A 13,842-nucleotide genomic window follows, 5' to 3' on the forward strand; every position below is an offset into this window, starting at 1 on the left:
GGAATTATAAAAATTACATTCTTATAATTTTTATGGGAGAATATGATGTTTAACAGAAAACTTTATAAACAGACTGCAAAAAAGCAACTTGCCGGAAGAAGAACTGTTCCAGTCCTTGCAACATTGATTACCACGTTCATACTGCTGTTTTTGGGCACAAGCTCCGAAATTCATACATCTCAAATAATAAACAGCAATTCAGCCTACGCACAAACTGCTTCCTGGATTTACGAAACGGAAGACGACTTTGCGGACGATTATGCTTTTAGCGTTTCTACAATTTCGGATTCTGGCGTAAGCCTGCTTTTTTCGATTTTGACAATTTCTATCACAGGAATTTTGATTCTTGCGCAGTGCCATCTTTACAATGAGTATTTTAAAACCCTGGAAAAAATCTCGTTCGCCGAATATCTGCGCGGTTTTACGCACTGGTTTAAGGGCGCGCTTGCAGGTCTTTGGTTTACGCTTTGGGTTGTGCTCTGGAGTTTTCTGTTTTTTATTCCAGGAATCGTAAAGGCTTTTTCTTACTCGCAGATGTTTTTTGTACTTGCCGAAAATCCAAAAATTGGAGTTGCAAAAGCAATGCAAATAAGCAAAACGCTTACAAAAGGTTTTAAGGCAGACCTTTTTGTCATGTATATAAGTTTTTTTGGCTGGCATTTTCTTTCAACCTTTACTTTTGGAATTTTGCAGCTGTGGATTCAACCTTATGAATATATGTCTTTTACAAACGCATACAAAAGTTTAAAAATGCACGCGCTTCGTACAGGAATTCTTACAGAAAGTGACTTTATTTAGACTGGAGCATACAAAATGAACAAAAAAAGCACAAAATACGGACTTGCTGTTTTGCTGACAATCACGTTGATTTCAATTTTGATGGGATTTTTTAAGATTTTCTCAACGGATTTCTTTTCTATTTCAAAAAATTCAAAAAAAGTTGAACAGCCGGCGCAGAACAGTTTTTCTTACAACAAAGATTCAAATTATTACATTGCAGTCGTTAATATTTCGGGCGTAATCCAGGAAAAAGGAAGCGAATACAACCAAAAATGGCTTTTGAGCACAATCCGTTCACTCAAAAATGACAAAAAAAATGCCGGAATTCTCCTGTACGTAAATTCTCCAGGAGGAACAGTTTATCATGCCGACGAAGCATATCTCGAACTTTTAAAATACAAGGAAACCGGAAAAAAAATCTATGCGTATTTTGCAGAAATGGCAACTTCCGGAGGCTATTACATTGGCTGCGCGGCAGATAAAATTTATGCAAACCGCAACACGATTACAGGTTCAATTGGAGTAATAAGCGCAAGTTCAATCGACGCGACTGACTTTCTCGAAAAAATAGGCATAAAGTCGATTACAATTCATACCGGCAAGAACAAAAATATGCTTAATTACAACGAAAAGCCGACAGAAGAACAGATTCAAATTATGCAGAGCCTTTCCGACGAAGCATACGGGCAGTTTACGCAGATTGTAAGCGAGAGCCGCAATATGAATATAAAAGATGTCCAGAAAATAGCGGACGGACGCATTTATTCGGCAAAACAGGCAAAAGAAAACGGCCTTATCGACGAAATTTTTACTTTTGACGAAGCAAAAAAATCCATAAAATCAGATTTTGAGTCAGAAAATCTTTCGTTCAAGACTTTTAGATATGAAAAAAGCGAAAGCCTGCGTTCTATTCTATTAGAAGGTTTTTCTTCAATAAAAAATCCGGCTTCCGCTTTTGGGCAGGCTCCTCTTCTTTCATACGGAAAATTCTAACTAAGAATTTTCATCAAGAATCTGGGCAAGTTCAATCAAGTTTAGCGGTTTTTTGAAAAAATAATTTACGCCGAGTTCTTTTACACGCTTTTCGGACTCGGCATCTTCGAGAGCCGTCACAACAAAAATCATCGGCTTTCCGAAATTTTCATTTTCGCGGATTTTTTTACAGAGGCTAAATCCGTCTACGCCCGGCAAATCAAGATCGAGAATTAAAATCTTCGGATGCTTTTCTGTCATTAAAACTCCGGCTTCAAAACCGTCAAACGCCTGAAAAATTTCAACTCCAAAAGATTCGTATTTTTTCTGTAAGAATTTTGCAATTACGCAGTTTAAGCCCTTATCGTCATCAACAATAAGAATATCACCGTGTTCATAAAGGTTTCCTGTGCATTTTTTAGCAAGATGCTCAGGAATTCTCATTTTGCGGCCTTTCATAAAAGAAGCCAAATCGTCGGGATAAACGCGGTACTGTCCGCCTGGAGTAGTAAAAGCCTTTAAATGACCGCCTTTTATCCAGTTTATCGCAGTTTGATTAACAACACCGCAAATATTTGCAACTTCAAGTGCCGAAAAAACTTCCGGTTTGTCAGTTTTTTTTAACATCCCAAGCCTCTTTTCTTTTTCACAAAATATGTTACTCTTCGTCCGCAACAGAAAGTATCAGTTTATAGGAAAAACCAGAATCCATTAAGTACTTTATAAGTTTTTCATCTTTTTTTCCGCTTTTTAACGCTTTTTTATATGCTCTGTGACAAAGCTGAATTTCATCATTCACCTTAAAAAAATCATCAACGGCTTTTTTTGCGTCGCCTGTTTTAATTCCACGCGAGATAAGTTCCCTCAAAAGCCTTATACGTCCCTGAGGTTTTGTAATAATATGATTTCTAAGCCAGATTTCAGAAAAACGAAGGTCGTTAAGAAGTTTTTTTTCTTCAAGATAATCCAAGGCCTGTTTTATCGACTGTTTTGAATGTGATTTTTGAAAAAGTTTTTTTTCAAGTCCAGCCCTGCACTGCTCGCAGCGGGCAAGATACTCTTCCGCCTTGCATTCCGCGGCAAATGCCAAAGCGGCGTCTACGATTTCCATTTCCCTGTCTTCAAAAAATTCTGCGCCAACAAAAAAATCTTCCGGCTTGACAGAATCGAGAAAAGCAAATCTTACAAAAAAAACAGACCCACCGTCCGTTGAAATTTCTACAATGTCCGACGAAGTCTGTTTTATAGCACTTATGCGCATTTTTTGTTCCGAAAGTTTTTTCGCCTCCGGCTGTTCCATAAAAGAAAAACCAAAAGCGAAATTTTGTACATATTGTACAGAATAAAAACTAACGTTTTGAGAACTGGAAGCGACGGCGAGCACCACGCTGACCGTACTTTTTGCGTTCAACCATGCGGCTATCGCGAGTAAGGAAGCCGTTAGCTTTAAGTGATGTGTGAGCATCAGGGTCTACCTGAAGCAAGGCACGTGAAAGTCCGTGAAGACAAGCATCTGCCTGACCGTTCAATCCACCGCCAACAACGTTAATCAAAACGTCGAATTTATTTTCGTTGCTTGTAACGAGAAGTGGCTGATGTACTCTGCGTACCTGTTCTTCTGAATTGAAGTATTCAGCAACATCTTTTCCATTTACAACAATTTTTCCACTACCGTCACGGAGAAATACACGTGCAGTAGCTGTCTTTCTTCTACCTGTTCCAATTGCAATATTCTTAACCATCATAGACTCCTGACTTAAACTTCAAGTGGTTTTGGATTCTGAGCCTTATGTGGGTAGTCAGAACCTGCATAAATTTTTACACTGTCCATCATTTTGCGTCCAAGACGTCCATTTGGAAGCATGCCTGCAATTGTGCGTGAAAGTGGTTCGATTGGGTTTCTTTCGATGAGTTTTTCGAATGAATACTCACGAAGACCACCAACATAGCCTGTGTAATGGCGATAAAGCATGTCAGATGCTTTGTTTCCAGAAACAACAACTTTGTCAGCGTTGATAACAATAACAAAGTCACCCATTGCCTGGTTTGGAGTGTAAGAAGCCTTGTTCTTACCACGAACAACTGCTACAACTTTTGCTGCAACGCGTCCGAGCGGTTTGCCGGCAGCATCGATGATGTACCAGTCGCGTTTCTGCTCGTAATCTTTTACGAATAAAGTTTTCATTTGTATATACCTTGTACTAAAAAGTCTCTTGTGTTCATTTTGATTGCATCTTCAAAAATCACACTCCGCAGATATTGAAGCTTTTATCTGCGCATATACGGGGATATAAATATTAAAATTTTTATCGATTTTGGTCAATAAAAACAAAAATGAAAACGCTCTAAAAAGCCATTAAAACAACAATTTTTAAGGGTACTGGACTTTTATAAGAACTAATCGTTTTCTTCAGATTTTTTTGCTTCTTCAAAGGCTTCTTTTTCTTCTCTGCGGGCTTCCTTTTTGTCCTGAATGTCGGCAAAACCGATAAAAAAAGCGGCAACTCCTGCAAGAACAGCAACCAGAGGACCAACGCCTTTTAGTGCGGAAATTATAAAATCTCCCCAGCCTAAGCCCTGTGGCAGGGCAGCGCATACAAAAAACGAAATAAGCAAAAGTCCAAAAATAATCGCAGTCATTTTTAGAAGTTTCCTCCAACTCAAAATTTTCACAAAAATTCTAGCATACAAAACATATTTTATCAAACAGTAAAAAGTGCTATACTCGCCTCTATGTTAAAAAAAGACAGCATTTGCAAAGGCGCAAAACTTACGCTTCCTATTTTTTTTGGTTATATCTCAATTGGAATTCCTTTTGGATTGATGGTTGTAAACAACGGTTATCCGTGGTGGCTCGCTCTTTTTATGGGAATGACAATTTTTTCCGGAACAGGGCAATATATCGGTATAAGCCTTATGGCGGCTGGAGCTTCGCTTCCGGCATTTCTTGTAACACAGTTTTTTGTAGGAATCAGACATGTTGTCTACGGACTTTCGCTCCTAAAAAAATATGACAAAAGGCGCGTTGGAAAATGGAAGCCTTTTTTGATTTTTGCTCTTACTGACGAAACTTATGCCCTCATTACAACAAGCGAAGTTCCACTTGGAGAAAAAGACGGCGAATATTACAGCCTTATCGCCGCTCTCGACTGGTCTTACTGGCTTTTGGGCAGCGTAACCGGTGCGCTTTTAGGAACTTTTTTGCCTTTCGACTTTACAGGCGTCGATTTTGCGCTCAATTCTCTTTTTATTGTACTTATGATTGAACAGATTAAACAAAGCAAAGACATTTTCCCTTCTTTCTGCGGAATCTGTACTGCAATAGCGGCAATTCTTCTTTCAAAATTCGGTTATCTTCCATCGCAGCAGATTTTAATCGTAGCGCTTTCGCTTGGAATTGCAGTTTTGATTTTAGTGCGCGGAATTACAGTAAAAACAAAGAAGATAAAGCACGAAAAAAACACAGAAGAATCAAATTCAACGGAGGAAAAATAAATGCGACTTACACTTTCAGAGGCACTTATTGCAACACTTGTAACCGCAGCCCTTATGTATCTGTTGCGGGCTTTTCCGTTTATTCTTTTCAGCAGAAAAAAGCCGCCTAAGGTTCTTTCGTTTATTGAAAAATATATTCCTGCAATGGTAATCGGAGTTTTAATCGTCTATTGCCTTGCCGATCCAAAATATATGACCTTTAGTTCTTCACCATGGGGAATTCCTGCAATTGCCGGAGTTTTACTGACAATTATTCTGCATTTGTGGAAAGGCAACAGCATGATAAGCATTTTTGGCGGAACTATTTTATTTATGGTACTTGAACGACTTCTTTAGAATTTTTCCTTCTAATCTTAGCCCCAGCCGTCCGCAGCCCAAACTGTCCGAAAACATGTAAATAAAAAATAAAATTTATAAAACTTTTAAAAAATGTGTAGACAATTTGGGCTAATAATCATATTTTAGTTTTTATGCAGTTTTTCTGTTATTCATCAAAACCCCCGGAAGTCGGGCTGTAATAAAAAGAGGTACTCACATTGAACGGTAGTCAGGTAAAGATTGACCACGTATCGAAAGAATTTGGCGATTTTATTGCGCTGAATGACATTAATTTTACTATTAATCAAGGTGAATTTTTCACTTTGCTAGGTCCATCAGGTTGTGGTAAAACGACACTTCTACGAATTATTGCAGGATTTGAAAATCCTGATGACGGTGCCGTTCTTTTTGATGATACAAACGTCGTAGGACTTCCGCCAAACAAAAGGCATTCTAATACGGTTTTCCAGTCTTATGCGCTTTTTCCGCACATGACCGTTTTTGAAAACGTTGCATTTTCTCTCCGCTTAAAAAAAGTTGACAATGCTACTGTTGAAGAAAAAGTCCGCAAATATCTGTCATTGGTTCAGCTTGAAGAACACATGTACAAAAAGCCAAACCAGCTTTCGGGCGGACAAAGACAGCGCGTTGCTATTGCCAGAGCGCTCATAAACGAACCAAAAGTGCTTTTGCTCGACGAGCCTCTTTCCGCCCTCGATGCAAAACTGCGTTCAAGCCTTCTTGTTGAACTTGACCGTCTGCACGACAAAATCGGAATCACCTTTATCTTTGTAACTCACGACCAGAGCGAAGCGCTTGCAGTTTCTGACCGTATTGCAATCATGAACAAGGGAAATGTTCTTCAGATTGGAACTCCATTTGAAGTTTACGAAAGCCCTGCTACACAGTTTGTTGCCCAGTTTATCGGCGAAACAAACCTTTTTGAGTCGACTGTCGTAAAATGCGAAGGCTACAAGGCAAAAAGCGGCGAAGAATACATGGTAACCCTCAACACTCCAGCCCTTGGAATGCAGGCTCAGCTTACAGGCGACACACAGGCAACAAAAGAAGAAGACAAAAACATTCTTGTAACAGATTACGAACACACGGACGAAGGACAGAAAGTTGCCTTTACTATCCGCCCGGAAAAAATCAGAATCACCCTCGAAGAACCAAATGTAAACGGACGCAAGGACATAAACGTGTTTAAGGGTGTAGTTGAAGAGCCTGTTTACACAGGTTTCCAGTCAAAATTCTACATCAAATTGGAAAAGACAGGCACAATCGTAAAAGTCTTTAAGCAGCATACAAACTATCTTGATGACGGTCCGGAAATTCAGTGGAATGACACTGTTTATATTTCGTGGTCGGCAGAAGACGGATATATTGTTGAAGATATTGAAAAATAATCTTTAATATCTTCATATTCGCATTTTTTTTCTATCATTTCTATCAATAAAAAACGACAGAAAGACAAAAGGACAAGTTTGTAATGAAAAAAGAAAAAGAAAGTCCACAGCTGGCATTTGCAAAGGCTGCAAGAGACAAAAAATACAAAAAGATGAATCCAGGGTCTGTTTATGCCTGGCCAATGGGATTTTGGTTCAGTCTGTTTTTTGTAATTCCACTCATAATTATCGTTGCATATTCGTTTATGAAGCGCGATGTTTATGGTTCGGTTATTGCTGAGTTCAGTTTAAAAGCCTACAAACAGATGTTTACTCCAGCGTATGGAATTATTTTTCTGCGCACGCTTTGGATTACGGCACTTTCGACTTTTATTACGATTCTGATTGCCCTTCCATGCGGTTATGCCATGGCAAGAAGCCGGCGTCAGACATTGCTTTTGATTCTTATAATCATTCCATTTTTGACAAACTCGCTCATAAGAATTTTTGCATGGATTACAATCCTCGGCGACAATGGAATTTTAAATATGTTTTTGGGTTTTATTGTAAATTTCTGGCATAAAATAACCGGAAATCCTGCCGAGTTTGAGCCTGTAAAGTTTATGTACACTAAAGGCGCAGTTATTATTTTGAGCATTTATATGTATCTGCCTTATGCAATTCTGCCGATTTTTACTGCTGTTGACCGTTTTGACTTTTCTCTTTTGGAAGCAGCACGCGACCTTGGAGCAACAAAACCTCAGTCAATGTTAAAAGTCCTGCTTCCTGGAATTCGCAGCGGAATTATTTCGGCCTTGATTTTTACTTTTATCCCGATTTTTGGTTCTTACACTGTTCCGAATATTGTCGGTGGAAAAGACAGTTATATGATTGGAAATATAATCGTTGACCAGGTTCAGAAAACTCGAAACTGGCCTCTTGCTTCTGCGTTCTCGATGATTTTAACACTTCTTTCTATGGCAGGTATTTTGTGGATGCTCTATTCCAGCAAAAAAGACGCTGAACTCAAAAAAGTTTCTACAAAAGAAGACACGACAGGATTTGGAGGTGCAAAATAATGAAACTCAATCCGTTTAACCTTACAAAACCAAACCGCGTAAAACAGAGCGAAAACTTCCGCCATGCAAAACGTGGCTGGAAAACACGTGCTCCGCAGTTCAGCTTCTCAAAAATGGTGCTTTTTTTGTGTCTTTTGTTCTTGTTTCTGCCGCTTCTGGTAATTATTTTTTATTCATTTAATGCATCTAAAGATACAGAAATTACAGGTTTTTCGTTTGTCTGGTATCAAAAACTGATTTTTGACTCTGCGCCTCTCTGGCATTCGCTTTTGAACAGTTTTATCGTTGCAATTTCGTCTTCTGTCGTTGCAACGGTTTTGGGTTCACTGGCTGCAATCGGAGTAAGCTGGTATAAATTTAAGGGCAAAGGTTATATCCAGACAATAAGTTTTTTGCCGATGGTTTTGCCGGAAGTAATTATGGGCCTTTCGCTTTTGATTTTTTTTAGCGCCGTAAAAATGAGCCTTGGGCTTTTTACGATTTTTATTGCCCATACAACTTTCTGTCTGCCGTTTGTTTTTTTAATGGTTACTGCACGCGTCGATGATTTTGACACCTCGATTATCGAAGCAAGCCATGACCTCGGGGCAAACGAAATTCAGACACTTACAAAGGTTATTATTCCTGCAATTATGCCTGGAATTATCTCTGGTTTTATGATGAGCGTTACAATGTCCCTTGAAGACTATGTAATTACTTTTTTAGTAAGCGGACCTGGAAGCACAACATTGCCGCTTTACGTTTATTCGATGATTCGTTTTGGAGTAAGCCCGGTTATCAACTCGCTTTCGTTTGTTTTAATCGTTGCAATCGGACTTTTGACTTTCTCTTTGAGAAAAGGCTTAAAAGGTTTTGCTGCGGCACACTAAAAGACCTTTCTGTTTTTATGTAAAAAACGCTCTGTGTGAGCGGTTTATTTAATGTTTTCCCGGTTGCAATGGTGCTTCCGGGTTTTGGAGTTAAGCGTTATGAAAATCGCCTCTAAAATTGCAGTTGCGGCTTTTGGTGCATTTGCCGCTATGGGTCTCTTTACTTCTTGTGGAGATGACGGAAAAACTCTTTACCTGTACAACTGGACTTATTACACTCCAGACGAAGTTCTTCGCGACTTTGAAAAAGAATTCAACTGTAAGGTAAAAGTAGACAGCTATGCTTCCAACGAAGAAATGTATGCAAAGCTCAAGGCCGGCGCAAAAGGTTATGACATTGTTGTTCCTTCGCAGGACTATGCTTCAATCATGATTGCTCAGGGAATGCTGCAAAAGCTCGATCCGTCAAAGCAGACAAATAATTCAAAAATAAATCCGTTGCTTTCAAAAATGGCGACTTATGATCCAAATTTTGAATATGCAAGTCCATACTACCTTGGAGCAGCAGGCGTAAGCGTAAATAAAACAAAAGTTCAGGCTGGAACTTACGAAAAGAACTGGAATATCTTTGCTGACAAAAAATTCGCAGGCCATGCCACAATGATGGACGACATGCGCGAAGTTATCGGTGACGCACTTACAGTTTTGGGATACGACATTAACACGACAGATGATGGCGAGCTTGCAAAAGCAAAAGAACTTATCGTAAATAACTGGAAACCAAACCTTGTAAAATTTGACGCAGAAGGCTTTGGAAAATCATTTGCCTCTGGAGATTTCTGGCTCTGTCAGGGATATGCAGAAGTTGTTTACGGTGAAGTTCCGGAAGAAAAATGGGAAGATACAATCGACTTTTTTATTCCAGAAGAAGGCGGTCCGTCTTATCTGGACAGCATGTGCATCTTAAAGACTGCAAAACACGCTGAACTTGCAAATGAATTTATAAATTACATTCACCGTCCGGAAGTTTATGCAAAATTCCTTGATGCATTCCACTTTCCTTGCTTTGTAATTCCAGAAGCAGCTCAGTTTACGACTAAAAAACCAATGTACGAAGCAAGCCAGATGAATAACTGCAAACTTAAACTCGACATTGGCGAAAACCTGGATAAATACAACAATATTTGGCAGGACATCCGCTACACTGACTAAAAATTTTTATTTTCTAAATTGGTGCGGTACTCTATGTACCGCACTTTTTTTTCTTCAACGCACTTTTTAATTTCTCTTTCGCGTTTTGAAAGCTGGCTTGTCCCGTTTTTTACTTCGATAAATAAAATTTCTTTTACTTCGCCATCATTTTCTGTGCTAAAAGCGACAAAATCCACAGGTTTTCCGACAAAACGGCAGTCGGCAGGATTGCATGGAAAATTCGGCAAAAAAGGCGCAATCTGCTCGGCTGCAAGCCCGGAAAGAACAGCTTTTGAACGGTTTACGGCATCTGCGCGCTCAGTTTTTAAGACACGGCGAAATTTTAGTTCGGCAGAGATTCTTCCGGCTTTCCAGGAGATAAAAACGATTAAAATGAATATAATTATTCCGAAAATAAATAAAAGTGCGGGATTGTGAATAAAACGCTCAAATAAAATGTTCATAAAGTGATTATACCATACATTTTATATTGCATTGCAGCCCGATGGCTTGCGTGCGGTGCACGCTGCAACTTTTGCTTTGCAAAACTTGTTTTATATAACTGCGAGCTAAAGCTCGCCCGGGCTTTGCAGCCCGATGTGGAAGGGCGCGTGCGCGTGCAAAGCACCGAGGGCACCGAAGCCTGTAACAGCGGTTAGAAAGCCTCTTGTGCGTCCCAAATTTTATTATGGAGAATTTTTATGAAGAAAACGATTTTTTTTGCCGGATTTTTTATTTTTGCCGCAAATTTCTTTTTTGCTGCTGACGAAGGCAGAAAATTTGAGTTTAAATACAGAGAAGGCGACAATTTTGGCTTGATTTCTACTGTTGACGAGACTGTTAAAGTGAACGGCAGACTCAACCACAGCGCAAAAATCGTAAGCCGTGTTACTGAGAGAGTCGAAAAAGTCGATGAAAACGGACGCGGCTGGATATGCGGAAATTTTATGTCGAGCGAGCAGTCTCATTCGGCGGACAATAACGGCGGAAGCTGGAAATGGGGCGAAAACTTTGAAAGCAATTTCTGGAGGGCAAAGGACGGCCGTTTTGAAATTGACTCAAGCTATTTTATGCCGGTAATCCGCGATCTTCCTGTTTTTCCGGACAAAATGCTAAAAACCGGCGACGAGTGGACTGCCGAAGGCTACGAAGCGGAAGATTTGAGGCGGCAGCTGAACGTTGAAGAGCCGTTTTTTGTGCCTTTTACGGCAAAATACAAATATGAGCGAGATGAAGAAGGTTTTTCTTCGGACAGTTCCAGGACAAAAAAGATTTTTGCCGTAATTTCTGCAAAATACACGCTTTTTTACGAAACGGAAATGGAGCAGACGAAAAATGGCTTTACGGCTGATTTTCCGGTTACGACGATGGGATTTTCGGACAGAACAATCTGGTGGGATTTTGAAAAAGGACAGATTGACCATTACGAAGAAAATTTTAGAATCGTGATTGAAACTTTGACCGGAAATGAATATCAGTTTTCTGGAAAAACGAAGGTCGAATATACAGAATTTAAGCGGACGGCGACAGAAGAGGCTGTGCAGGCAGTTCTCGAAAAAATTGACGGAATGGGTTTGCAAGACATTTCGGTAACAAAAACTGACCGCGGACTTACAATCAGTTTGGAAAATATTCAGTTTGAAGCAAACAGCGCGCGTCTCGAAAAAAGCGAAAAAACTAAAATCAAAAAAATCGGGGAAATTCTCTCTAGCTATCCTGACAACGACCTTTTAGTTTCGGGGCATACCGCACGTTTTGGAAGTGAAGAGTCGTGCCAGATTTTGAGCGAACAGAGGGCGGAAGCCGTTGCAGATTTTTTGACGAATTTGGGAATTAGAGAAAAAAAACACGTTTTTACGCAGGGCTTTGGTTCAAAAGTTCCGGTCGCCTCAAATTCGGACAAGGCAGGAATGGCAAAAAACCGCCGCGTAGAAATTACGATTCTTGACAGATAAGAAAAGTTTTTTGTTTTTTGTGCAAAAACTGACTTTTGCCGCCATATATATTATTGATGGATGCATTCTCGCCATCCATACCAGCCGCTAACGAAAAGTTTTTTTGGGAGACAATATATATGGCAGAAAAAGAAATTTTTATTGAGGGAGAAGATTTTCCTGCGCAAAGTTTTGATGAGGAAGAATTTTTTTATTGCGATGAGGCAACCCTTGCGGCGCAAAAATCATTCGGCATAAAATTTTTGTTTCCGTGGCAAAGACTTGTAATTGCAAATATTCTGGACAGTTCAGGCGCCGAAAATAAAGATTTTGAGATAGACGGCCAGATAAACGAAAACGACGGAGTGTGCCGCGGAAAGCAGATTGTTCTTTTGCCGACCGGAGCCGGAAAATCGCTGTGCTTTTTGACACCCGCGCTGCTTTTAGACGGTCCGACCCTTGTAATGTATCCGCTTTTGGCTTTGATGGCAGACCAGCAGAGAAGAATGCAGGAAGGAAGCCTCTCGTGTGTTGTTTTTAAGGGCGGCCAGACGCAGGAAGAAAGGGAAGAAAATTTCCGGAAAATAGAATGCGGACAAGCACGGGTAATTCTTGCAAATCCGGAAGTTTTGCAAAATGAAAAAATTATCTGCCGCTTAAAAAAATGCGGAATTGCCCACATTGCAATCGACGAAGCGCATTGCGTTTCTGAATGGGGAGATTCGTTCAGACCGGCATACCTTACGCTCGGAAAAATCATAAAGGAACTCGGAGTAAAAACCGTCACCGCATTTACAGCAACGGCAAGTCCTCCGGTTCTTGCAAGGGTGAATGAAGTTCTTTTTGACGGAAACGCGCATCTTGTTCAAAGCTCAGCAGACCGCGCAAACATTCACTACGAAGTAAGGTACGCATACGCAAAGAAAAAAGCCGTTTTAAAAGCCTGCATCGAACTAAAAAAACCGATGATAGTTTTTTGCTCAAGCAGGAGAAAAACGGAAGACACGGCCCGCCTTTTGACCGCATATTTTGGTTCAGAAAAAGCAAAATTTTACCACGCCGGCATGACAAAAGAAGAAAAACTCGCAGTTGAAAAGTGGTTTTTTGACTCGGAAGACGGGATTCTTGCGGCAACCTGCGCATACGGAATGGGAATGGACAAGGGAAACATTTACACTGTGGTTCACCTTGACGCCCCGGAACACATAGAAAATTTTATTCAGGAAGCAGGACGTGCCGGAAGAAAAGGCGATGATGTAAAATCAGTCTTAATCTGGAGCCACAAAGATCAGGCAAAATGGCGGCAGGCGCAAAAAAACAGCCGCGAAAAAGTGATGGGAGATTTTGCAAATTCAAAAATATGCCGCAGAGAATTTATGATGAACTATCTGACCGGAGAACAGGTTATCTGTTCGGGCTGCGACATTTGCGATGCGCAAAAATCTGGAAAAAAAATTGATTATCGCGCAGACGACGCTGAATTTGCATTTAAATTCATAAAACGGAACAGAAGACTTTTTACAAAAGACGAAACTGTGAATATTTTGACCCAAAAGTTCAATTTGCGGGACAGAGATTTTTTTAAGGAAAATGTCTGGGAAGCACGCGATATGCAGGAAATTTTAACGCAACTTTTTGACAGCAAAAAAATAAAGAAACTCGGTGGATTTTGGGAAAACCATCTCGACATAAAGGCAGAAAAACCGCGTTTTTTATTCAGACGCTTTTTAACGGCAAAGTCTATTCATCGTCTTTATTTTCTGAGGCGGAATTTCCGTCATTTTCAGAAGAAGCTGGAGGAACTGAGGCAACTACTTTCTTAAATTTTTGTTTTGGCGGCTTTTTCCGGTAATTGCTTATGTAACTGATGAATTCA

Annotated in this window: 16 protein-coding genes; 10 read left to right on the forward strand and 6 right to left on the reverse strand. The window is 40.0% G+C overall.

The annotated features are described in order from the left end of the window. The first annotated feature begins 42 nt into the window (after positions 1-42). Complete coding sequence (locus B5D47_RS04580) at positions 43-798, forward strand: DUF975 family protein (RefSeq protein WP_078930655.1); 756 nt, start codon at positions 43-45, stop codon at positions 796-798. Between the two features lie 15 nt (positions 799-813). Beyond that, positions 814-1,773: a signal peptide peptidase SppA gene (gene sppA / locus B5D47_RS04585; protein ID WP_078930656.1), complete on the forward strand. Its 960-nt coding sequence runs from the start codon at positions 814-816 to the stop codon at positions 1,771-1,773. Here sppA and B5D47_RS04590 read toward each other — a convergent pair whose 3' ends face one another. From B5D47_RS04590 to B5D47_RS04610, 5 genes are all read right to left on the reverse strand, one after another. Then, positions 1,774-2,379 carry a response regulator gene (locus tag B5D47_RS04590; protein ID WP_078930657.1) on the reverse strand — a complete coding sequence of 202 codons (606 nt, stop codon included), beginning with the start codon at positions 2,377-2,379 and terminating at the stop codon, positions 1,774-1,776. Positions 2,380-2,410: 31 nt separating this feature from the next. Then, positions 2,411-3,013, reverse strand: a complete 603-nt coding sequence (locus tag B5D47_RS04595) for a regulatory protein RecX (RefSeq protein WP_159443487.1) — start codon at positions 3,011-3,013, stop codon at positions 2,411-2,413. An 88-nt stretch (positions 3,014-3,101) separates the two neighbouring features. After that, the gene (gene rpsI, locus B5D47_RS04600) at positions 3,102-3,494 is read right to left on the reverse strand and encodes a 30S ribosomal protein S9 (RefSeq protein ID WP_078930784.1); all 393 of its coding nucleotides are present in this window, start codon (positions 3,492-3,494) and stop codon (positions 3,102-3,104) included. Positions 3,495-3,508: 14 nt separating this feature from the next. Then, positions 3,509-3,937 (reverse strand): 50S ribosomal protein L13, encoded by a 429-nt coding sequence (gene rplM, locus B5D47_RS04605; RefSeq protein WP_078930659.1) that lies wholly within the window; start codon positions 3,935-3,937, stop codon positions 3,509-3,511. A 212-nt stretch (positions 3,938-4,149) separates the two neighbouring features. Further along, complete coding sequence (locus B5D47_RS04610; protein ID WP_078930660.1) at positions 4,150-4,392, reverse strand: hypothetical protein; 243 nt, start codon at positions 4,390-4,392, stop codon at positions 4,150-4,152. Between the two features lie 93 nt (positions 4,393-4,485). Between B5D47_RS04610 and B5D47_RS04615 the strand changes: the two genes are divergently transcribed. The 6 genes from B5D47_RS04615 (at position 4,486) to B5D47_RS04640 (ending at position 10,053) form a co-directional block, all read left to right on the forward strand. Beyond that, positions 4,486-5,247, forward strand: coding sequence for an AzlC family ABC transporter permease (locus B5D47_RS04615; RefSeq protein ID WP_078930661.1), 762 nt, complete (start codon positions 4,486-4,488; stop codon positions 5,245-5,247). Continuing rightward, entirely contained in the window at positions 5,248-5,583 is a 336-nt protein-coding gene (locus B5D47_RS04620) for a branched-chain amino acid transporter permease (RefSeq protein WP_078930662.1), read from the forward strand. It begins immediately after the preceding gene. Between the two features lie 200 nt (positions 5,584-5,783). Next, positions 5,784-6,974 carry an ABC transporter ATP-binding protein gene (locus B5D47_RS04625; protein ID WP_078930663.1) on the forward strand — a complete coding sequence of 397 codons (1,191 nt, stop codon included), beginning with the start codon at positions 5,784-5,786 and terminating at the stop codon, positions 6,972-6,974. 83 nt (positions 6,975-7,057) lie between these two features. Next, complete coding sequence (locus tag B5D47_RS04630; RefSeq protein ID WP_078930664.1) at positions 7,058-8,032, forward strand: ABC transporter permease; 975 nt, start codon at positions 7,058-7,060, stop codon at positions 8,030-8,032. Further along, a complete protein-coding gene (locus B5D47_RS04635) occupies positions 8,032-8,901 on the forward strand; it encodes an ABC transporter permease (protein ID WP_078930665.1) in 870 nt (289 codons plus the stop codon). Before B5D47_RS04630 ends, B5D47_RS04635 begins: the two co-directional genes overlap by 1 nt. Positions 8,902-9,000: 99 nt before the next feature. Then, the gene (locus B5D47_RS04640) at positions 9,001-10,053 is read left to right on the forward strand and encodes an extracellular solute-binding protein (RefSeq protein ID WP_078930666.1); all 1,053 of its coding nucleotides are present in this window, start codon (positions 9,001-9,003) and stop codon (positions 10,051-10,053) included. Here B5D47_RS04640 and B5D47_RS04645 read toward each other — a convergent pair. After that, positions 10,050-10,496 carry a Holliday junction resolvase-like protein gene (locus tag B5D47_RS04645; protein WP_078930667.1) on the reverse strand — a complete coding sequence of 149 codons (447 nt, stop codon included), beginning with the start codon at positions 10,494-10,496 and terminating at the stop codon, positions 10,050-10,052. The genes B5D47_RS04640 and B5D47_RS04645 overlap by 4 nt on opposite strands. Before the next feature lie 237 nt (positions 10,497-10,733). Here B5D47_RS04645 and B5D47_RS04650 point away from each other — a divergent pair, with 237 nt between their 5' ends. Beyond that, a complete protein-coding gene (locus tag B5D47_RS04650; protein WP_078930668.1) occupies positions 10,734-11,987 on the forward strand; it encodes an OmpA family protein in 1,254 nt (417 codons plus the stop codon). A 119-nt stretch (positions 11,988-12,106) separates the two neighbouring features. After that, positions 12,107-13,789 (forward strand): RecQ family ATP-dependent DNA helicase, encoded by a 1,683-nt coding sequence (locus B5D47_RS04655; protein ID WP_159443488.1) that lies wholly within the window; start codon positions 12,107-12,109, stop codon positions 13,787-13,789. Positions 13,790-13,842 lie beyond the last annotated feature (53 nt).

The organism is Treponema berlinense (genome assembly GCF_900167025.1).
GTDB classification, from domain to species: Bacteria; Spirochaetota; Spirochaetia; order Treponematales; family Treponemataceae; genus Treponema_D; species Treponema_D berlinense.